11 protein-coding genes are annotated in these 20,171 nt (G+C 65.4%); 2 read left to right on the top strand and 9 right to left on the bottom strand.

Annotated elements, in window-relative coordinates; translation table 11 throughout:
* Positions 1 to 849 precede the first annotated feature (849 nt).
* Together ACFXJL_RS07350 and ACFXJL_RS07345 are read left to right on the top strand one after the other, a co-directional pair.
* On the top strand, positions 850 to 1,989 hold the full coding sequence (locus tag ACFXJL_RS07350; protein WP_384690084.1) for a TIGR02391 family protein: 1,140 nt from the start codon (positions 850 to 852) through the stop codon (positions 1,987 to 1,989).
* Between the two features lie 172 nt (positions 1,990 to 2,161).
* Entirely contained in the window at positions 2,162 to 2,629 is a 468-nt protein-coding gene (locus tag ACFXJL_RS07345; RefSeq protein WP_384690081.1) for a hypothetical protein, read from the top strand.
* A 998-nt stretch (positions 2,630 to 3,627) separates the two neighbouring features.
* Here the strand turns inward: ACFXJL_RS07345 and ACFXJL_RS07340 are convergent.
* The 9 genes from ACFXJL_RS07340 to ACFXJL_RS07300 form a co-directional block, all read right to left on the bottom strand.
* Entirely contained in the window at positions 3,628 to 4,077 is a 450-nt protein-coding gene (locus ACFXJL_RS07340) for a hypothetical protein (RefSeq protein ID WP_384690078.1), read from the bottom strand.
* Positions 4,077 to 8,603, bottom strand: a complete 4,527-nt coding sequence (locus tag ACFXJL_RS07335) for a DUF6531 domain-containing protein (protein WP_384690076.1) — start codon at positions 8,601 to 8,603, stop codon at positions 4,077 to 4,079. Before ACFXJL_RS07335 ends, ACFXJL_RS07340 begins: the two co-directional genes overlap by 1 nt.
* Positions 8,600 to 9,151, bottom strand: coding sequence for a hypothetical protein (locus ACFXJL_RS07330; RefSeq protein WP_358876734.1), 552 nt, complete (start codon positions 9,149 to 9,151; stop codon positions 8,600 to 8,602). Before ACFXJL_RS07330 ends, ACFXJL_RS07335 begins: the two co-directional genes overlap by 4 nt.
* Complete coding sequence (locus ACFXJL_RS07325; protein ID WP_384690073.1) at positions 9,138 to 9,446, bottom strand: SseB family protein; 309 nt, start codon at positions 9,444 to 9,446, stop codon at positions 9,138 to 9,140. Before ACFXJL_RS07325 ends, ACFXJL_RS07330 begins: the two co-directional genes overlap by 14 nt.
* A 1,135-nt stretch (positions 9,447 to 10,581) precedes the next feature.
* Entirely contained in the window at positions 10,582 to 10,719 is a 138-nt protein-coding gene (locus ACFXJL_RS07320) for a hypothetical protein (protein WP_358876736.1), read from the bottom strand.
* Positions 10,720 to 10,781: 62 nt separating this feature from the next.
* Complete coding sequence (locus tag ACFXJL_RS07315) at positions 10,782 to 13,016, bottom strand: N-6 DNA methylase (RefSeq protein ID WP_384690069.1); 2,235 nt, start codon at positions 13,014 to 13,016, stop codon at positions 10,782 to 10,784.
* A gap of 992 nt (positions 13,017 to 14,008) precedes the next feature.
* Complete coding sequence (locus ACFXJL_RS07310) at positions 14,009 to 14,500, bottom strand: tyrosine-type recombinase/integrase (protein WP_384690067.1); 492 nt, start codon at positions 14,498 to 14,500, stop codon at positions 14,009 to 14,011.
* A gap of 888 nt (positions 14,501 to 15,388) precedes the next feature.
* Positions 15,389 to 16,615, bottom strand: coding sequence for a damage-control phosphatase ARMT1 family protein (locus ACFXJL_RS07305; protein WP_384690064.1), 1,227 nt, complete (start codon positions 16,613 to 16,615; stop codon positions 15,389 to 15,391).
* A 25-nt stretch (positions 16,616 to 16,640) separates the two neighbouring features.
* Positions 16,641 to 20,168, bottom strand: coding sequence for an NB-ARC domain-containing protein (locus ACFXJL_RS07300; protein WP_384690061.1), 3,528 nt, complete (start codon positions 20,166 to 20,168; stop codon positions 16,641 to 16,643).
* Between the last annotated feature and the right edge of the window lie 3 nt (positions 20,169 to 20,171).

The raw sequence follows: 20,171 nt of genomic DNA, 5'->3' as shown, positions 1-20,171 counted from the left end.
TTAGGCAGCCACCATGGGGCGAGCCTCGAAGATCGGGGCCCACATCGGACTATTGCGGGCAGGTCCAGTGACTGCCCGATTCGCCGGAAGCTTACGGGCCCCGACCTCTCGCCCCATGGCAGCTCCCGCCCAAAGCCGCTCCACCGACCGCGCCAAGGTTCAGCTGGGAGTCTCAATCATCCAGCAGGCGCTTGCCATGCAACCGCGCAGCGCGACTCCAATCACAGGCGCTACAGCGCCCAAGCCACATGTATGGAGACGCATCGCGTGCATCCACCTCAGGCAGCTTTCGAAAGTTCCGCCGGTCATGCACGCGTCCACATGCGGCATCCGCTGCGTGATAGATCGTGAGCTGCGGCCCAGGCGTACATCGGACCAGGCAAGGCAACTTGGCATCCTGGTTACCAACCTTGGCGATCTTGAGGTCAATTTCTCGCAAGCTTGCGTGTAGATCCTCCCGGAGCCTGCCTACCTCCTTGTAGTGCTCCTCCAGCAGCTTGAGCCTACGCAGGCGCAGTTCATTGATCCGATCCCCCTGGTCACCCATCCCAGCCTCCATTTAGTAAGAATGCTGAACTCTTCTTAGCGGCTATCTGCGGAGAGCGTGGGGGCTGGACCGGGATCGACCAGGATTGACCACTTGGCTACCATCAGTGACCGATGTGGCTTCGATGTCAGCATGTTCTTGATGCAGTTCTCGACCGCAAGAGGCAACCTGCTGGACTCCGAGCATCAGGACTTGCGGCAGGCGATGCGAATACACGGCTGCTCTGATCATCCGATCCTAAGAAGCAGTAGCACAGTAGTAACCTGCGAGCAGGTTCAGGCTCGGACGCTGGGGGACAGCACGTGATCGTTCCGACCATTGCGCCAGAGGGCATGCCGCGGCCCACCGGGGAGGATGGCCATGTTCTTCTTGACGTGGTCTGGCAGCACTTTTGCGGCTCCCTTCGCTGGCCGACCTTCGACTACGTCGATCGGAAGCTGTATGCCCGGGGCCTGAAGTTCGAAGAGGTTGTGCAACAACTGTGCCCTGCACTTTTGCGGGGCGTAGACGCTGGCCTGTGGCGGTTGCCGCAAGGCTCGACGGAGCTGTCTCTGACGGTCGCTGGCGCTGCGAACTGCGCCAACACTGATATTGCTGTCAACAGCGTCCTCGTCTTGGTGCGGACAGCGGCCTGGATCGAGCCCCGCTATCAGCCCAAGGAACCTGGTGATCTGCCAGAGCTGCGGCCCGATGACCTAGCGCCTCCAGTGGATGACGTCGATCTGACGTTGCTGACCAAGAAGAGCAGGTTCGTGGGCTTCGCGCTCGCGCTGCACGAGCCCTGCTTCCGCGGCGGCGGGCACAACCTGGACAATCTCGACTGGACGCTTCGCTACGACCGGGACATTCGACCGTTCGCGGACGTGCATCGACTGGATGAGTACTGGCGCATTCGTGAGCAGATGCTGGGGCCAGCCCGGGTTAACGCTGACAACACGCTCTTCGGACAAAGCCCAGATCCCACCTTCGATCCGAGACTGACAGCCGTCCCGGTCGTCTCAGAGGGCGAGCAGTCAACGGATGCCATGGAGATCACCTGCATGTTGCATCCGCTGATCGCAGAGGTCGCCGCCGAGCGGTACAGCGGAGGCTTCTACTACGACGCGGTCAGGAGTGCCCTACAGGCGGTGGAGCATCGCGTGCAGAACCTGGTCGGCACCACCGAGGTCGGTGAGAGGCTGATGGGCATCGCCTTCGGCAACAAGCCGAGTCCCCCAAAGATCACGGTGACCCGGTCCACGGGCGGTTCGCTGGAGAGTGAGCAGAACGGCATGCAGTTTCTATTTAAGGGCGCGATGGGAGCACTGCGCAATCCTCGCATGCACGGCCCTGACGAAATAGACGCCCGCGACGAGGCCGACGAGATGCTGACCTTCGCCAGCTTCCTGATGCGACGCCTCGACATCGAGGACAAGCAGCGCACGGCTGCCTCCACCGAGTGAGTGTCTAATCGCGTGACAACGCCGACGAACAGCAGTGGACGGGCGAGCAGCGAATACGCGGCGTACAGGTTGTCTCGCCAGAGCTGGGCACTCGCTACGCCTGCGGAGTGAACGCATCCTGCTCCCACGGCCCACCTTGGAGCGATAGCGTGCCTGGCATCACACTCCGGGGGTGGACGTGGCACTGATCTCGAAGAAGACTCCTGAGCAGCAGGCTCAAGCAGTTGCGGAGAAGGAACGGAAGCAGCAGGTAGCCGAAGAGAAGCGGCGCGCTAATCAACTCGAACGCGAACGACAGGCGTTCATGAGCACGCCGGTGGGACAGGCTCGTCAGTCGTTCGAGCGCGGCGATCTTGTATACCAGTGTTCAATTGACGTTATGAGTCAACAGGCCATCATCATCAAGATGGTTGGCAGCACCACAGCGCAGAGCACCAACGACCCAGTTGTCGTTCTCAACGCCGTTTGCAGGGAGGGGTGGGAACTGGTCAACGGATCGTTCGTCTTCGTTGAGCAGGAGCAGCTGAGCCGCGACAAGTTCATGTCCTCCGGCCAGAACGTTGCGATCAAGGGACGAACGGTCGGTTACTACCTCTTCAAACGCTCCGATGAGAATCGCTGTAAGCCGACTGATCCATAGTCACAACACAACTGGCGGCTGGTCCTCGCCAGCTCCTTACGGTTGAGGAGTGTGGACGACTATTCGCGGACGAGGCCCGCCATGCGATGCGCTGAGGAGTACATGACCGAGCGCTCCGTACCGAATCGCCCTCCCCGGAGCCGTACCGGAGGTCCGGGACAGCGCAGCGGGCCGCGCTACCGCGCACCAGCTGTGCACCAGAAACGCCGGTCAACAGCAGTCAGTACGGGGTATGCGACCACCGTCGAGCGGAGCCACCGAGACGCCGTTTCCGCAGGTCAGAACCTAGTTCGTACACAAACGATCAGTGATTCCCAAGCTCAGAGCGCGAGTTCGATTCTCGTCACCCGCTCCATGAAGAAGGCCCAGGTCGGAGACCGGGGCCTTTCTTGTTGTCTAGACCACATCAGGCGTCGCGTGCCCGTTGCGTGCCCGATGGCTGGTCATCGGGCACGGCAGCAGCCTTCTCCCGCTCAGCCTTGATCTTGGCGTCCAGTCCCGCCGCCATCTCGGCGCTGTCGCTCCGCGTTCGAGTGAGAACCGGAATCCTCCCTCCTCCAGTGCCTCGCTCGCAGGGCCCTCCGGAGCGTCGACTGTCAGATCCCAGTCATTCGCAACGTCGCCGAGCTCGAGCGCAACAAACAAGTCAGACCCACCAAGTACTGGTTCCATCCCGCGCGCAGGTAGACGCCGTACAACGCCACGAACAAGGTTCAGAGTCGGAGTCCGCATGACAACCCTCCTAGCTCGCCGCGCGGATGTCAGTAGCAGTTACCCCCGCAAGGCCGCCGACCAGCGCGATTGAATCCGGCGTCCGGCGACAGCTGCCGCGTGGGCGGCGAAGTCGTGCACCGTAATGCCGTGGCTGAGGCCCTCCTCCGCGCCCTGCCACTACCCCGGAACCCGCACCGCGCTCTCGCGTGCGCTCTCTGACTTGCCCTCGGGGCCGGGGCAGCTGGCAACCGTCCCCCGGGCCATCAGGCTTCGGGAAATGCCCCTTACGTCGTACGGTTCGTTGCGGGTGCAGAGACCGGATTTCGCGGATCGTCGATGTCGACCGCGATCCACAACCCTGACGTCGAGCTGAAGGTGGCGACGTTCCCCGACAGATGAATCCGATCAAAGGGATTGGATTCCGTGAAGAACATCGCCCAAATGAGCGCACGTTCAACGGTCAAACGTGCGATGAACCCCTCCGACCCGTACGAACCCTCGCCGCCCCACAGCAGCCCCTTCTCTCCTAGGTCCACAGCGGAGATTCCATCTACCGAAGAAACCCAGGAAGGATCACTTTCCAGCATCTCATTGAGATCGAAAGGGGCCAACACCGTGAACCCTCCAGGCACGGCGGGGTCGAGGGCGACACTGTAAGAATGCCCGTCGCCGAAGTGGAGTGCGTCCTTGATGGGAAGCTCAAACTCTTCCCATAGGCGTTCGATATCAGTCATTACTTCTTACATTTCCCATTGCGCACATGCTCGGGCCTCTCCTGGAGTCCAGTCGGGGGAACTGGCTCACCTAGTTCATTTCTGTTCCGCGGAGAATTCATGCGCCTTCTGAATTGCTCCGCCCATGTCCGTCCAGTGGTCGAATCAGGGTGAACCGCGTTCGGGTCTACGCGCTCAATAATTACCGGCCTCCCCACTTCGCGCGCTGCATCAAGCCTTCGGTTGTCGTACGACACCAGCTGGCCGTCTACTTCCATGACCTTCAGCGCTGTACCGGGACGGCGCCAATCCCACTCCCCAGAGCGCATCTTCTCCACGTAGTCGTTCGGGGATACGGTGCGTTGGGAGAAGTTGAGTTCATCAGGATTGGCCCACTCTGGCTCCCCAGCAAGCCCCAGGTGGTCAGCCCAGCTATGAGGGTTACGAACATACGCCACCGCGTTGGGGGCTGGAACCAACCCGAGTGGGTCCGGTGTGGTGTAGCGGGCGGTCTCTGGATCGTAGTGCCGGAAGTAGTTGTAGTGAAGACCGGTTTCCTCGTCCGCGTACTGGCCGGGAAAGCGAAGCGGGCAGCCCACCCCGCCCCCTATAGCGGGAAGGGGGGTGCCCCAGAGGGTGGTGCGGGATTGCCAGGCGAGAGTGCCGTCGGAAGTGACCAGCTCGACGGGCGTGCCAACTAGGTCCGTAACGATCGCGAGGAAGCGGGCGTCGAACTCGGACTGGGAGGTGGTGTCGGCAAAACCATGTATTGAGTGGTCTGCCTCGGGCACGGCTTCGATCGTCTGGCGCGTGGATTGGGATACCAGCCGGTGGGTCCCAGGCGCGTAGTCCCATGTTGTCGCCGTGCCGTCCGAGGCGAGCTGCTCGACCAGGCAAGTGCCCTCCCAGGTGAAGGTGAGGGCGGTTCCGTTCGGGCTCATTTTGGAGATGCGGCGGCCCAGAGGGTCGTAGGCGTAAGTCCATTCCTCGCCGTCCGGGGTGGTGGCTCTGGTGAGGCGATTCTCCGTGTTCCAGGTGTACGTCCAGGTGCGGGTCTGGCCGTTGAGGAGTTTGCGGGTCTTGCGGATCAACCGCCCAGCCGGGTCGTGTTCATAGGTGGTGCGGCCCGCCCGGCGGATAGCGGTGCCCTCATACCTCCGGTCTCCGGTCGCGGGGTGGTACGGCGCGTCGGCGTGGGTCTGGTTGCCTGCCCTGTCGTACGCGTACTTCTCACTCCAGCCATGTGCCTGGACGCTCGTCACACGACCCATGGGGTCCAGGGTGAAATGCCGTGATCCGGTGGTCAGTTCGCGTATCTCGGTGAGGTATCCGTCGGTGCGGTACGCGTAGGTGCGCTGTTGGAGGATTCGGTCCGATTCGGTCTCGTGGTGAGTGGCGAGGGTCTGCGTGGTGAGGCGGTCGCCGTTGTCCCAAGTCTGCGTGAGGGTGGTGTTGTCGCCAACGCGCCGTTCCGTCTCGCGGCCCGCGGCGTCATAGACGAAGGCAATGGATCCGTCGCCGCTGCTGAGAACGGTAGGCCGACCAACCGGGTCGTGAACCCACTCCGAGCGCGCGCCGGAGGGGGTGGTGCGCCGGGTGCGGCGGCCCATGGCGTCGTACGCGTAGACGTTGATGCGGCCGTTCACTGTTTCTGAGATGACACGACCGACCGCGTCGTGTTCCCGGGTCAGTTCCGTGTCCGCGTTGGCCGCGTGGAGCAGAGCGCCGCTCGCGTCGTATGCGTAGGTCGTCACGTCACCGGTGGTCTCGTCGCGCTGGGTGATCATGCGCCCGACCGCGTCGAGCGTGAAACGCAGCGTTTGACCCAGCGCGTTCGTCTGTGCTGTCAGGCGGCCTGTCGCATCGCGTTCGTACGTGCGTGTGGCGCCGTCGAAGTCTGTCTCCGCGACCAGGCGTCCTGCCGCATCGTACGTGTAATGCCACTTTCTACCCTGCGGGTTCGTGACCGCGGTCAGACGCAGCTCGGTGTCGTAGGCAAAGGCATAGTGCGCGCCGTCGGGGTCGGTCCTCGTGGCGGGCTGGTCAAAGTAGGTATAGGTGTGGGTGGTGGTGTGCCCGGCCTCGTCGACATGAAGGACGAGATTGCCTTCGCTATCCCACTGCCACTCTTCGCGGGTGCCGTCGGGCCCTTCGCGCCAGGCGGGCATGCCCTCAATCGTCCAGCCGTGACGCGTGGTTCGGCCCAGGACGTCGGTGACGGCGGTGACCTGGCCGTGCGGTCCACGGCGCATGCGGCTGGTGCGACCCAGAGGATCGGTTGTCTCAACCGGGAGACCCGCCGCGTTCGTGGTGATCTGGGTGGTGTGGCCCAGAGGGTCCGTGACGGAGGTGAGGTGGCCCGAACTGTTGTAGCCGTATTGCGTGACAGCGCCGCTGGGGTCGGTGGTGGACGTGTGGGCCCCACGGGCGTCATAGGAGTGATACCAAACCGCGCCGCCCGGTGCGCGCGTCTCCAACGGCAGGCCGCGGTCGTCGTAGATGGTCTCGGCCACGGTACCGTCGGGACGTTCGACGGCGATCAACCGCCCCTGGTTGTCGTAGCGGTAGCGTGTGTTGCGGCCCAGAGGGTCGGTGACGGCGATGGGGTGCCGGTTGGTCTCGTCCCACTCCGTGCGGGTCGAGTTCCCCAGCGGGTCCGTGTATTCGATGATCTTGTACGCCTCATTGCAGACGTAAACGGTGGTGTTGCCCTGTGAATCCGTGTAGCGGGAAGTTCGGGCAGCCGTGTCGTAGTGCATCCGGCCCGACAGGATGCCGTCTGGGCCGATGCCGCGCAGTACACGCCCTCGGTGGTCGTAGACATAGCCGTACGACGTACCGTTGCGGTCCGTCCACGACGTCACGCGATGCTTCGCGTCATACTGGTAACGCAGCGCGATGCCAGTGGAGTTGACGACTTCGGACAGGTTGCCCGCGGCGTCGTAGGCGTAGGAAGTGAGGGTGGTGCTGTGTTCTCGCTTTGCGCCGTGCAGGAGACGCAGGGCGACAACCCGCAGCAGTTGGGGATCGGTGTCTACGGCGATCCGGTAGCCACCCGAGTGCGTGATCTCCTTCGGCGCACCCTGGGTGTCGTAGGCGATGTCGATGCGGTCGCCGTTGCCTGTCCGGTCTGTGATCGCCGTCAGAGCCACGTCCCGGCCGCCCACGGGCAGCGGGGCAAAATGGAGGGTTCGATTCCGATCTGGGATGACGATACGGAAGGCACCGTCGGGCTTGCCGTCCCAGTACAGCGGCCAACGAGGGCCTGAGGTGGGTAATGTCGCCACGTCGGGTGTCGGGACCGGATACGTCAGCAGCATGCCGTCGTCCGCGATGTAGACGACACCTGCCCCGTCGATCTCCAGACGCTGGTCGAGCGTGCCCGCCCAAGTGGGACCGAACCAACCCCCGCACGGATGCCCCGACACGTAGTGCCGTTCCAGGACCACCGGCAGGGCCCCGGGCAGGGTGACGTCGATGGCGGACATGACCATCTCGCCGGTCGCCACGTCGATCGGCTCACCGGCCGTGGGACGCTCCTCGTTGGGCGTGGTGTTCCTGTCCGGATCACTGTCCGTCCGCTCGCGGGCACTGCCGTCCCGGCGCAGGCCATGCTCCCGGCTACGGAGACGCTGGGCAGCGTCCGCAGCCGTGGAGGCACCGCGCCGCATCGCGCCGGCACCGCCGCTGGCGAGGGCCAGGAGGAGTTCGGGGGTGAGCTGACCTGCCGCGCGGGCGGGGTTGCGCTGCCATTCCTCCCAGTTGACGACGGCCTTGGCGAACTCCTGAGGGTGCTGGGCAGCATAGGAGGCCCCGTCAACCATGCCCGCCAAGTGCAGACCTATGCCATCAGTCCCGTCACGGACGAGGTCATCGAGGCCGTCGTACCAGCCGCGTGTGGTGTCGCCCGCGCCGTCGAAGAAGTCACCGAGGCCCTTCTCGAACTTGTCCCACCCCTTTCGGGGCGGAGGCTTGTCGGGAGCCTGCTCCGCCACCGTGCTGAGTTGCCTCTTGGCCGCATCGACAACGGTCTGAAGCTCGGCCTCCAACTTGTCCAAGCGGTCGTAGCAGTCCTTCAGCGCGGCGAGACCAGGATCGTCGTCCGGCGGACGCTCCGGCAGTGGATCAGCTTGACGATCCAAGGCGGCGTTGTACTCCGTGACGCGCTTCCAGTAGCTCTTGGAGGTCGCGCGTGCCTGGTCCGCGTCGTCGATGATCGGCCTGACGCGCATATGGACCGAGCGCAGTTTGTAGGCATAGGAGTCCAGGGCGTTCGCGGATATCTCGAAGTATCTCTGCGCGGACTCCAGTTCCCGGGGAAGTTTCTGAGTCGCGCCCTTGAACCCCTCCGCGCCCTCCCCGGTCCAGTCCATCAAGGACAGGGTGACCAGCTTGTCCATTCCGTCCTTGAACGCGTCTGCATAGGAGCGGAGCTTGAGAGCAAGATCATCGACATCCGCCGAGTTGCCGTAAATGACGTCGCCGGGCTTGGCATGGGGAGGTATACGTTCGGCTGCGCCGCCCTCCATCGCATCGCGGCTCGTCATATGACCGGTCCCTTCGACTTCGACCCACCGTCAACTTCCCAGCCGCCGTCGACCCGAAGGCGGGGTCTGTGGGGAACATCCTGGTAGCTACCGGTGTCGCCGTCGTCCAGCCACGGCTCCTGATAGATCTCGGGTGGCGGATCGAACTTCGGCCTGGATCCCTCCTGCCACGCCTTCAGCCCGTGTTCGCCGAAGGGCAGCTTGGCAATGTTCGCCGCGGTCGGCGAGAAGTCCTTGATGCGCAGCAGATCGGCCAGCACGTAAGCGGCGAGGACTTGCCGAAGCGTCTCCACCACCGTGTCCGTGTGCTCAGCCACCCGTCCCATGCCGAAGCCCCATGCCGAGAGCATCTTCTCGGTCGAGGAGTAGATGTCGAAGTCGGCCGAGTTCATGATCTGCTCGGACATCGCGCTCCAGTCACGCTTGATCTGGCGCGCGGCTACCACGGACTCCTCCAGCGGCGTAAGCACCTTGCGCACCGAGGCGATCTCAATCTTGTAGCCGTCGCCCGGGCCCCAGCCCGGCTCTCCCGTGTCAGGCTCCGTCATTGCGTTCCCCCTGCGTGTCCGTGGTCTCGAATACTGCCGAGTCCAGCACGAACGTCCGTGGGCCCAGCGGATCCACCAACGCGCGTACGCCGTGTGGCAGTAGCTCCACCAAGTCCGCGACGGTCGTGGACGCCCACCCGCAGGGCCCCGCGAACAGCCCGAGTGCTTCACAGGAGGTGAAGACCGGAACCACCGGACCCTCTTCCGTTTCGCAGACCAAGAATCCTGGCTCGCGTGGGCGTTGGAAGTAGAGACGCGCAGAGCGGAATGCTGCCAACCGCTCGGGATGAGACATGGACGCGAATATCTCGTCCCGTGCGAGATCGCGCAGCGACATACGCCCCCCTCAGTCCGCTCGCCCTATCACTGACTCGCAACCCACGGGTAATGAGCGTACACATGTGCAATCTGGCCTGGTTCGATTCCGCGTGGGCAACGCTTGCCGGTGTGGCTGACGCAATGTGTAGGGGTTGCAGCCGGCCAGGTAAGAGGGTTCGATCGCGACAGATCTGACGACTTGACCGATCTTAGTTGAGCCCGCTAAACGCCCTCGTGGGCATCCCCGGCGATGGTGGTGAGAGGTGAGCGGTGTGCCTCGGGATTCACTTCGTATGACGTATGCGTGATGCAGGCTCCACCGTGCACTTCAAGGCAGGAACCAGCGGTCAACAGAGGCGCTCAAAGCGCGCATACGGCGCCTCCTGAGGAGGGAACGGGCGGGTCCCGCAGCGCTGCGCGCAGCCAGTCGACGTTGATTCCCGCAACTACAGCGCGAGTTCGAGTCCTGTCACCGTCGAGGTAGACCATGTGCTGCCAGCGCGGCCCCGGCGGGCGTGTCAACCTGATCCGCGGTGGCAAACTGCCTTTCGGCGGAAGGCTCTCTACCCACGGCCTGGCTCCGGCAGGCTCTGGGAAGTCACGCGCAAAGTCGATGACAGACAACAACTCCGGCTAGTACGGGACCCCCGCCGGGTAAGCAGTAGGCGGGAAGGCGGTAGCGCCGAATGCCCGTCAGAAGCTTCCCTCGCAGGCCACGTGCGGCAGAGCACTGTCGACACGGCGCAGGGCCTCTGACCTGGACGCTGGCCAGAGGCCCTGTCGTTGCAGGGTGGCGAAGCGCGTGCCCGGAGAGGCGCTACTCCCCTTCGTCGCCCCGCCTATCTCCCCCGCGATCGGAGAGGTTGACCGCGACGACCGCGACGACGACTCTCAACGCAGATCTGGCGGCCGACGCGATCATGGCGAGCCCGAACGCGGCGGCCCGCAGCCATGATGCGCGGCAGCGCCTTACGGGTGGGGCGGCGTCGCCGTCGACCGCACTCAGCCGTGCAGACGGGTGATCCGGGTCAGTCCTGCCTCTTGAGTTCACGCAGGGCCGCGGGCAGGGCCAGACACAGGGCAAAAAGATGTCGCGAAGCCGCCTCCCCCTGTCAGAAGGACAGCAGTGGTGTCAGCGCCCGACCGGAGACCACCAGGCTGACGGCGAGACCGACCACCAGGGAGCTGGCGACGTACAGCGCCAGCCACAGGTGCCACGTACGTACAGAACTGGTTGAGTGTTCGGGCATCGACTCGATCCATTCGGGAGTCACGGATGAAGGGGGAGAAGGAATCCGTGGGTGGTAGGCAGTCACAGCGGCTCGACCGAGCCGTGCAGCAGATGCTCGGCGAGTTCGGCGCGCAGCCGACTCAGGGCAGAGGCGTACGAGGCGTAGGCCTCGACGCATTGACCGAGCTCGCCGAGCAGGTCCGCGCACCGCCGCTGCAGCCCGATCGGCGGGAAGCGCACGCGGAGGTGCCCCAGAGCGGCAGAGCTGATTGAGGGGGCAGCCGTGGCTGCGGCGCGGTGGGACATCCACTCCCCCGCATGCCGGAGGCCAAGGTAGGCATGGAGATAGGCAGGGTCGATCTCGGCACCCGGGCGTACGCGTAGGCGCGTAACGTTCGAACTGAGCAACCATCCGGCCTGCAGGCCAGAGACCAGCGCGGGTTGTTGCTGCGCACCGGTACGCACGCAGACAATGTCGTTCGGGAGCAATTCGAACTTCTTGAAGCGCTCGGCCGTTTTCCACGGCACGCGGTTGCGTGGTTCCGGCAAGATCTCCCCTCCGGCGAGATCTTGCGGGAAGACGAGCGGAATACCGGCATCCGCCGTGCGTGCCCCTGCTGGAAGGCGGGTGTACGACGGACCGGGCTGGATCTCACAAAGGTCTTTGAGAACCGCCTCGTGCCAGTCGTCGGCTCCCGAACCCATGCGGTAGCCGCCCTTCAGTCCCACCACCCGCCACTCCAGCACGCGAAGCAGCTCCGTATGCCCTGCTACCTCGGCACTGGCATCGCGCAGCCGGGCTGCGACAGGAGCAGTGCCGTGACTTCCACCCCCCAGGTAATCGGCGGGGCGCAGTGAACACTCCTCATCGATGATGTCCGCGCGTGCCACAACGGCAGCCGCGAAGCCCCGGTCGGCGGCGCGGTCCGCGTACTCCTCACCGTCCGGACACTGCTCCCCGGCGAGCCATGGGCGGACCACCGTCGTGATCGCGTCGCGATCCGTGTCCCGCAGCGCTCTCCGACGCCCGACTTTCACCCCTAGTTCCTGAGCATCGACGAACAGAATGTCTTCTCGCACGGGGTGTTCGGCCCGTCGCAGCAACCACAGGGAAACCGGCACGGGCGTCGCAGAGAACAGGTGGGACGGCAGTGTGATGACGCACTCCACAGCACCCTTGTCGACGAGGGCGCGGCGGATCTCGCGTTCAGCGGTGTTCACCGAGTTACCCGCCTTCACGGGCATGACCACCGCTGCTCGACCGCCCGGTACCAGCGCGTCGAGGATGTACTGGACCCAGGCGAAATTGTCATTGCCTCGTGGTGGGGCTCCGTATGTCCAGTTTCCCGTCCGGCGCCCGGGACCGGGCGCGTCACTCATATTGAAGGGAGGATTGGTCAGCACAACGTCAGCGCTGTGCTCACGGTGCGGTGGCCATCGGTCGGATCGGGTGCTGGTCAGCTTCGCCCACACGCCGAGGTGAAGAAGGTACAGGCTCGCGACCGCCTGGAGCCGACCGTCGAGGGTCTCGCCGTACACGGTTCCACGCGCGTCCCCGATGTGCCGGTAGGCAGCCGCCAGCATCTCTCCGCCCCTTGTGTACGGGTCCAGCACTGTGGCCTTCTGTCCTGAGGTCAGCAGTAGCTCCGCGGCCAACGAGGCGAGGCCCACCGGACTACAGAACTCCGAGCTCTGCAGCCCCTCCCGGGCGCTGAACGCCTCCCACACAAGCTGGAATGCGCCAACACCTGTGTCCGCCGCCGTCCGTACTGCCGTTGTGAGGTCCTCGAAGCTCCGCGGTTCCAGTTGCAACAAGCTGCTCCGCATATCGGTGCGGTCGCCGTTACGGCGCAGTGTGTCCTGGGCCATGTCACCGAGGGAGCGGAGCAGCCATTGAACGTCTCGGGTGCCATGACCTGCCGACATAGCGCCCTCGATCCGGCGCCATTCCTCCGGCTCCGCATGCCGCACGTACATCACGATGAGGCAGAGATTTACGAAATCCGCCATCGTCGCCGGTCCCCGGACCCGGTCCGCGAGTCTTCCCATCAGCTGATCGACGGCCTTCTTGTCCTCAGCCCCGGTGCGCTGAGCGCGGCTCCCTGAAACTTTCGGTTGCGCACCCGTTCGATCACTGCCGGTCCGCCCGAATCGATCGGCATAGGTGGTTCCCGGCTGCTCCCCGTCGAGCAATTGCGGTTGTGGAATGGTGCGGTTCACCAGCCACCGCGCAATCTCGGCCTCGTGGAAGAGCTCCGTATCGCCGGAGCGTACCGGCGTAGGAAAGTCTTTGTGCCGCCGAGCCCAGTTGGACACGGCCGGGCGCCTAACGCCGACGCGGTCTGCGATCTGGGTTCGGGTGACAAGACCGGTCCGTTCATCATGAGCCAACTCCACTATGTCCCCCCGATGTTGGGCTGGTTGCGCTTCCGATGTGCGGACCGTACGACGAGGAGCACGCCCGAGCCAACTGCGCATTCACGGTGCTCACGGCATGCTTCAGGTGGAACAGTGGAACGCCCCCCACTCCATGACCGCTATCGAGACACAGAAACAGGCATAATGCCCGGTCAGCGACGCACTCGCAGCCAGGGCCCCATCACAGGATCTTCAGTTGCATGGGTTAACAGAAATCTCCGCCGACGTGGGCAGCAGACGAGGACAGGGCCCTCTACCCGTTCGATCGGCTCGACCCGTCTCCTCATGGACCGCGGTGGGGTGGGAGCTGGCCATACCAGTGCTCGCGGACACCAAGCCGAGGTCGGAACCGACCGGCCGTGCCACAACGTGCCAGTAGTAGCGGAGAACAACGGTCTGCAGCGGATCGCTACACTCTGGGGAACCAGCCCCGAGACGCACATATCCGCAGATCAGCGGGGTGAGCTACGCCAAGCGCAGGGTGATTCCCAAGCTCAGAGCGCGAGTTCGATTCTCGTCACCCGTCTGTGAAGGCCCTGGTCAGAGACCCGGGCCTTTCTTGTTGTCTAGACCAATTCCAGGATCTCGCACCTCTGACGCACCACTACGCACCGAGAGAGCGTCCCCGGCGAGGTGCGGGGCCTTCCCGTGGACGGCTCTCTCCGCCGGCGTCCCGCATTCCGAGATCGATTTCATGTGACCCCGGCCACAGCAATCCGGCATCCGCGGACGGGGCCGTGAGTGCGCGTCGGCACTGCCTCTCTCGCCAAACCTCCCAGTTCAGGGCCAGCCTCGCCGGTAGAGCGCCGTCTCCGACATCCCGATCGCGGACAGCGCGAAGCCGCCCGGAGCGCGGCTGATCCGACGCTCTGGGCGGCTTGGCGGGGTCATCAGGAAGGCCGCACCACTCGCGCACCACTGGCAGGTACTTCCCCGCTCGGCCGAGCGCGGCCGATCTCGGTGCGCACGCGGTCATCGAGCTTGCCTGCGAGCTCCTTCTGCCGCTTGGCCGTGGAGTGTTGGTAGATCATCGCGGCCCGAACCGAGGACTGGCCCATCCGGACCATGAGGTCCCTCGTGCTGGCCCCGGTCTCGGCGAGCAGGGTGTAGCCGGTGTGCCTCAGGTCGTAGAAGCGGAAGTTCGGCTCCATGCCGACTTTGGCCCGTGCCGCCCACCAAGTGCGGCCGAAGGTGGACCGACGGAAGGGTGCTCCCTTCTCTCCGACGAAGACCAGCCCATCGGCCTCCTTCTCCGCGTACCAGGCCATGTGGCGGCGCAGCTCGGTGTGGAGGAACTCAGGCAGGACCACTGTGCGCGGAGCCGTGCGCGCCCGGACCGCACCAGCCGACGACGGCAGTGGACTGGCGATGTTCCTCGACATGGCCCTCCTGGCCGTCATCGCCACCATCCGCTGGCACCGGCTCCGCCACCACGACCAGCAAGTCACAGCCGCCCAACAGACCCCGGGCCACCTCCGAACCACCTACAGTCAAGCAGCCGCCGCGCCCCTGACCGCCCTCGCCGACCGCAGGCCACCGACGGACAAGGCGGCACGGGATGGCCCAGCACATCCGAACGATGGTCCCCGATCACGAGGAGACGGTCCTCACCGACCCCGCCTGGCCCGCCCTGGCCACCGCTCTCTCTTAAGCCGAAACCGCAGGACATGACCTGCGGCACCTCCTCCAGAACGCGACCCACCAGCGCACCCTGGATGACGCCGTTTCCCCTGCGGAGGTCCTCACCTGGCGGATCCGCCGCCTCGCCCACCGGCCGCCACCCAGCGCCCGCGCCGCCCAGGCACGCATAACCACGACAGCAAGGCCGATGGGTAAACGCCGGACCGAGTCCGGCCCCGCGTCAACGACGAGTGCGACCACTCGTTCCACTCCGCGCCGGTAACGGCTGGGGGCCTCCCCAACCACGCGTGTGCACGTCGCTCAACGGATCACCGCGGAGCTTCAAGCGGACTGACCGCTTGACTGCTCCCGGAGGAGTACGCAGTAGTCGCAGGAGTTACCGGCTTTGTCCGACCGAAGACGGTCGTACCGATCGTGGACAGTGGCCAGCTCGTCGACCGCTACGAGAAGGCCGCCCCGTGCCGACGTCAATGTCACGCGCTCTGCCGCCTCGTGCTTCTCCTCCCTTTCCTCCTGCTGGGATCCCACCGGGAGGCAGACACTCAGTGATGCACCGAGAGGCCGGCAGACCACGTCCGGCCGCTCGTGGCGTGAGGCGCCGATAAGCAAGTAAACGCGCGAGGATCAGGCTACCGCCGAACCTGGATCAGGGCATGAGTGCCGCTCGTGCGCCAAGCCCTGCCGGACCGTTCCAGAGCGTCCAGCGTCTTCTGCTCCAGCCCCACGACGACGTCTGACTTCAGGGTGCGGAACGCCGCGACAGCTCCGGGGAAGTACGCCGTGAGATCCGCGAACCGCGCCCTCGCGTCCCACATCCGGTCACCCACAAGCCGACGGTAGTTGAGGTCGCCCTTCAAGATGGTTAGCGTGACGGCCGCAAACTCCTCGCGCACATCGTCCGGCATCTCCGCGTACGGCAGCGGCGCGCAGAAGAACGGGTGGGTACGGATCTCCAAGTGGCCTGTCGCTACGGCCTTCCAGAGACGGCCGCCGATCCTGCCGGCCTCTCCAAATGCCTGGGTGAGGCGGCGGAGACAGTCGACGACGTCCGCCGTCATCGCGTCGGAGACGTAGTACGGAGAGGGCTTGATGTGGAGCACGACCCGCTTGGCGTGCCGGTGTTCGAGGAGGTGGTCGATGAGGATCAGGTCCGGGATCAGCTCTCGCCCCGCGTTGTCCGCCACCAGCGCGACAGTGGAACCCGCTCCGGTTGGCAGCAGCTTCCACAGCACGGCGCTGTCATCGACGACCAAACCATCGGCTGCGTCGCCGGGGGCCGGATTCCCCTCCGTGACACGGAAGCCCAGGTCAGCACGGTTGCCCCAGAGCGAAGCGTGGAGCAGGGCAGTGGCCCGCTCATCGGTCGGCACATCAGCGAGTGCGTCCAGCGCCCCGAGTTCCTCGTCCACAGCCTCGGTACGCAGTTCCGCCTGCTTGAAGGGGGCGAAGGGATCGACTCCCTGCCACGGACCCGTACCGAAGTACGCGACGGCACCGAGAAGCCTCCGGTAGAAGTAGCTCTCCGCCCACAGGAACGGAGCGTCGAACCACGGTCGCCCGAAATGCTCCCGCCCCCATTCCGCCCACTGCCCGTAGTCGTGCGCCGAGGGGTCGAGCGGTTCGACAACGCCGTCGCTGATCTCGTCCAGGAGGGCGTCGAGAGCTTCGTGCTGTCGGCGGCCGTACGGGAAGGCGTCTCGTACCTGCTGGATCAGGGCCGGATGGCGTTTGGCAAGGACGCCCCAGGCGAACGAGCCGGTCTCGTTACTCAGGATCACCGGTGCGCCGGAATCGACGGCCGGGCCGGGGTCACGATCGGCCCCTTCCTCCGAGGCGCGGGAAGTGTTCTCTGACATGGTGTCCAAGCCCTTCGCTTGTCGCTCATGAGTCCTTGATCTCCAGGGCTACGACCCCCGCCGCACCGCCGACCAGCACCTCGCCCGTCATTGGTTCGAATGCCGCGCAGTGGAGGGAGGCGTCCACCCTGACCTTGGCGATCTGACGCTGCTCGCCGAGCGACCACAGGCGCACGGTCCCGTCCGCCGCAGCCGACACCAGGCGGTCCCCGTCGTCGGCGAAACCGAGCATGAGAATGCGCCCGGTGTGCCCTGCGAGGTGGGAGGTGAACCTGTCCATGCCCAGGTGCCGCACCGCGATGTCACCGGTTCCCGCCCCGACTGCCACACGATGCCCCGGTCCGTCCACAGTGACGGCCCGGGCCCACCCGCTGGGGCTGGAGAAGCGGCCTCCGAACTCGCCGGTAGGCGCGTGCCACACGCGTACGGAACCGTCACCGCCACAGGCGGCGAGGAGGTCTCCGCTGTCGTCGAAGGCCAGCGAGCGCAGTCGGCCGGCATGGACATCCTGGCTCCACAGCAGTGTCCCTGTGGAAAAGTCCCAGCACCGGATGTGTCCGTCGCCCGTACTTGCGGCAAGGCGCGGTGCCGAACGAGCCATCGCCACGGCCCACGTACGCGGGGTGTCCTGATTCAAGGTGAGGGACCATGTCGTGTCGAGCAGCGACCAGACCCGCACCGCCCCGTCGCCGCACGCAGCCGCAACGTGCTCCGCGCCACCGGCCAGGGACCAGACGCGCCCATGAGCCGCCGCGAGTCTCCGGCCGACCGTCCCGGTCGAGGTGTCGATGATGCCGACGCCGCCGGCTCCATCGCCGATCGCAGCAGTGCGGCCGTCGGCGGCGAATTGCGTCGACCACACGGTGTTCGAGCCGTCGGCCAGCGTCCTGAGTCTGCTCTTGCCCACGGTCCAGGCGCGAACGGCACCGTCCTCGCATCCCGCGATCACGGTTCCGTCAGCTGTTCTGGCGAGTGAGCGCACCCAGTCGACACCTGGCGGGGGCTGGGTCTCGCCCACTGGGCCTTCCGCCGTAAACGCCTGGATTTTCGGCTCTTCGGTGGCGGCGACGATGATGTCGGCGTGCGGAGTCAGGGCGACAGCGCGCACGCGTGCTTTGAGACCGGCGATCTGGCGAACCAGCGTGAGTCGTCCTTCGACCGTGTCCCACACAGCGACGGAGCGGTCTCCTGATCCGGAGACCAGGACAGAGGATTCGGGCGCGAAGGCCACGGAGCGTACCCAGCCCCGGTGAGCTGCATGTTCGTCCAGGAGTCGGCCTGTACGGAGGTCGAAGAGACGGACGAACTCGTCCTCGCCGGCCACGGCCACAAGTGAGTGGGAGTCTCCTCCGACCGCCACGGACCAGACGGGAGTGCCGACCGTACGCATCGAACGCACGAGCACGAGTCTGTCCGTGTCCCACACGTGCACAGCTCCGTCCTCGGCCCCGGAGATCAGGATGGGGCCGGAGGGGGAGAAGGCGAGGCTCCGCACGCGACGATTGTGCCCGGGCAGCACCCCGATGGGGTCGCCTGTGTCCGTACGCCACAACCGGATCGCCCCGTCGTCTCCCGCCGACGCGAGGACCAGACCGTCTGCGGAGAGCACGGTTGCGAACACCCACCCGGTGTGGGCGTGGTGGGCTCGGAGCAGCCGGCCGGTGCTGACGTTCCACAGCCTGACCACTCCGTCCTCGCCGCCCGACACCACCAGGTCGCTGGCAGCGGAGACGCTGACGACCGCGCCGATATGGCCGGGTACCGCTGCTTCCGTGCTGTCGTTCTCGGGCGGCCGCACCCACTTCGGGGTGAACACGGCCTCCGCGCCGATGGCACGGTCGACGGTTCGGGTGGCCTCGGTCAGAGGAGAGCGCCGCAGCACGATGGAGAGCGTCGAGGCGATGTCCGCCGGGCTTTCCACTCCGCTCAGCAGATATCCGGCGCCGGTCAGGGCACGGGCGATCAGCCACTCCTGGTGTTGAGGATGGCCGGAGTCGGGCTGGCCGGACAGAGCGTCCAGCACAGCGGCGTCCCTGGTCAGAGATTGGTGTCCGACAAGACCGACCTTGCGTATGACATAGGCCGGAGAGGCCAGAAGACTGACGAGTTCGGCGTCGAGGCCGGCTTCACGCAGGTGGTAGGGAAGATGCCGCCACAGGTAGCCCTCGGTTCCGTCCAGCGTGGTCCACGCGCCCTCGGTGCTCCGCCTGTACGCCTCGGTCAGGGATTGATGCAGAGCCGCCCAGCGGTCGCCGATCAGATACCGCAGATATGACCGGAACACATCGTGCAGGACAATGGCGTTCCGGTCTGCGAGGTACGCGCTGATCAGGGAGCGGTCGGACAGTAGTCGGCAGAACTGCCGCACGACGTGAGGCGCCCATCCGTGAACGGTCTGCCACCAGTGGGTGAGCACCGACATGGGGATCGGCACCGACGGGGGAAAGACCGCGAGCGAGAGGTACCGGTCCCGGAGGTCCGAGTGCCCGGCGATCGAAACGCTCTCCTCAAGGCTGCGGAGGCTGGACGAGAGCGCCTGCCCCATGGCGTTCTTCCGCTGGTCCGAGTCCCAGACGTCGAATGCCTGGGGGCCGTACGCGCGGATCGTCGCGCTTGTCTCCGCGACCACACGGCCGGCCGGGACGCCGGAGACGACTTCCTGTGAGACGTTCGCTCCGACGATCGACGCCAGCAGGGGCCATCCACCGCACACGTCGGCAAGCCGCGCGGCTTCGGTCTCGTCCAAGACACCGACGGTGCGGATGAGCAGTTCCCTGACCTCGCTCGACGCCATGGGTCCCAGCTGCACCACCCGGGCGGCGCTGGGGCTTACCCGCACGTTCCGCGTGGTGACGAGCCGCACACAGTCCTCCCCGCCCAGGAGGAAGGGGCTGAGGTCGGCCGCGGACCAGACGTTGTCGACGACGAGAAGAGCACGTCGGCCCTGAAGCAGACGGGCCAGGTGAAATCCGGCCTGCTCGGGATCCGTGAGAGACGGGCGGTTGCCGTCCAGATGAACGCACAGGTCAGAGATCAGTTCAACGACGCGTGCCGCCGTGCACCCCTCACCCGTCTCCACCCAGAGGATCTCCGAGAAGGAACTCCGTATACGAGGGTCGTCGCACATCTGCATCGCGAGCGTCGTCTTCCCGAAACCTCCGGGACCACACAGGGCGACCGCGGTGGTACTGGTGTCCGCGGACGCCTCCCGTAGAACGGAGACGAGCCTCTCAAAATTATCTGACCTGTGCACCAAGCCGGGCTCCGGGACGGGAACGGGGAAGTAGTGATCCGGCGTGGACGTGCCGGAAGGTGTTGGGGCACCGACAGAATCCCAGAAGCGACGCTGTATCTCCGCGTCGCTTCGCTCCAGCGCTGTATCCAGTAACGCCTGGGAATCCGGAACGAGAACGATTTTCTCGCCTCGGGCCTCCCAGTTGGACACTGTCCGGTCGCTGACGCCGAGGTAGGTGGCGAAGCGACGCACACTCCGACGCGTCGCGAGCCGCAGAGCACGCGCCTCCCTTCCGGTCCAGCGCTGCACTGTGGCCACCGA

Source organism: Streptomyces sp. NPDC059256 (genome assembly GCF_042753785.1).
GTDB lineage: Bacteria > Actinomycetota > Actinomycetes > Streptomycetales > Streptomycetaceae > Streptomyces.
This window is presented reverse-complemented; position numbering and strand designations above follow the sequence as displayed.

Excerpts from the sequence above, each read along its gene's own strand:
- ACFXJL_RS07335 (WP_384690076.1), bottom strand. The coding sequence starts at position 8,603 with ATGACGAGCCGCGATGCGATGGAGGGCGGCGCAGCCGAACGTATACCT.
- ACFXJL_RS07320 (WP_358876736.1), bottom strand. The coding sequence starts at position 10,719 with ATGCCCGAACACTCAACCAGTTCTGTACGTACGTGGCACCTGTGGCTG.
- ACFXJL_RS07330 (WP_358876734.1), bottom strand. The coding sequence starts at position 9,151 with ATGACGGAGCCTGACACGGGAGAGCCGGGCTGGGGCCCGGGCGACGGC.
- ACFXJL_RS07340 (WP_384690078.1), bottom strand. The coding sequence starts at position 4,077 with ATGACTGATATCGAACGCCTATGGGAAGAGTTTGAGCTTCCCATCAAG.
- ACFXJL_RS07305 (WP_384690064.1), bottom strand. The coding sequence starts at position 16,615 with ATGTCAGAGAACACTTCCCGCGCCTCGGAGGAAGGGGCCGATCGTGAC.
- ACFXJL_RS07325 (WP_384690073.1), bottom strand. The coding sequence starts at position 9,446 with ATGTCTCATCCCGAGCGGTTGGCAGCATTCCGCTCTGCGCGTCTCTAC.
- ACFXJL_RS07310 (WP_384690067.1), bottom strand. The coding sequence starts at position 14,500 with ATGTCGAGGAACATCGCCAGTCCACTGCCGTCGTCGGCTGGTGCGGTC.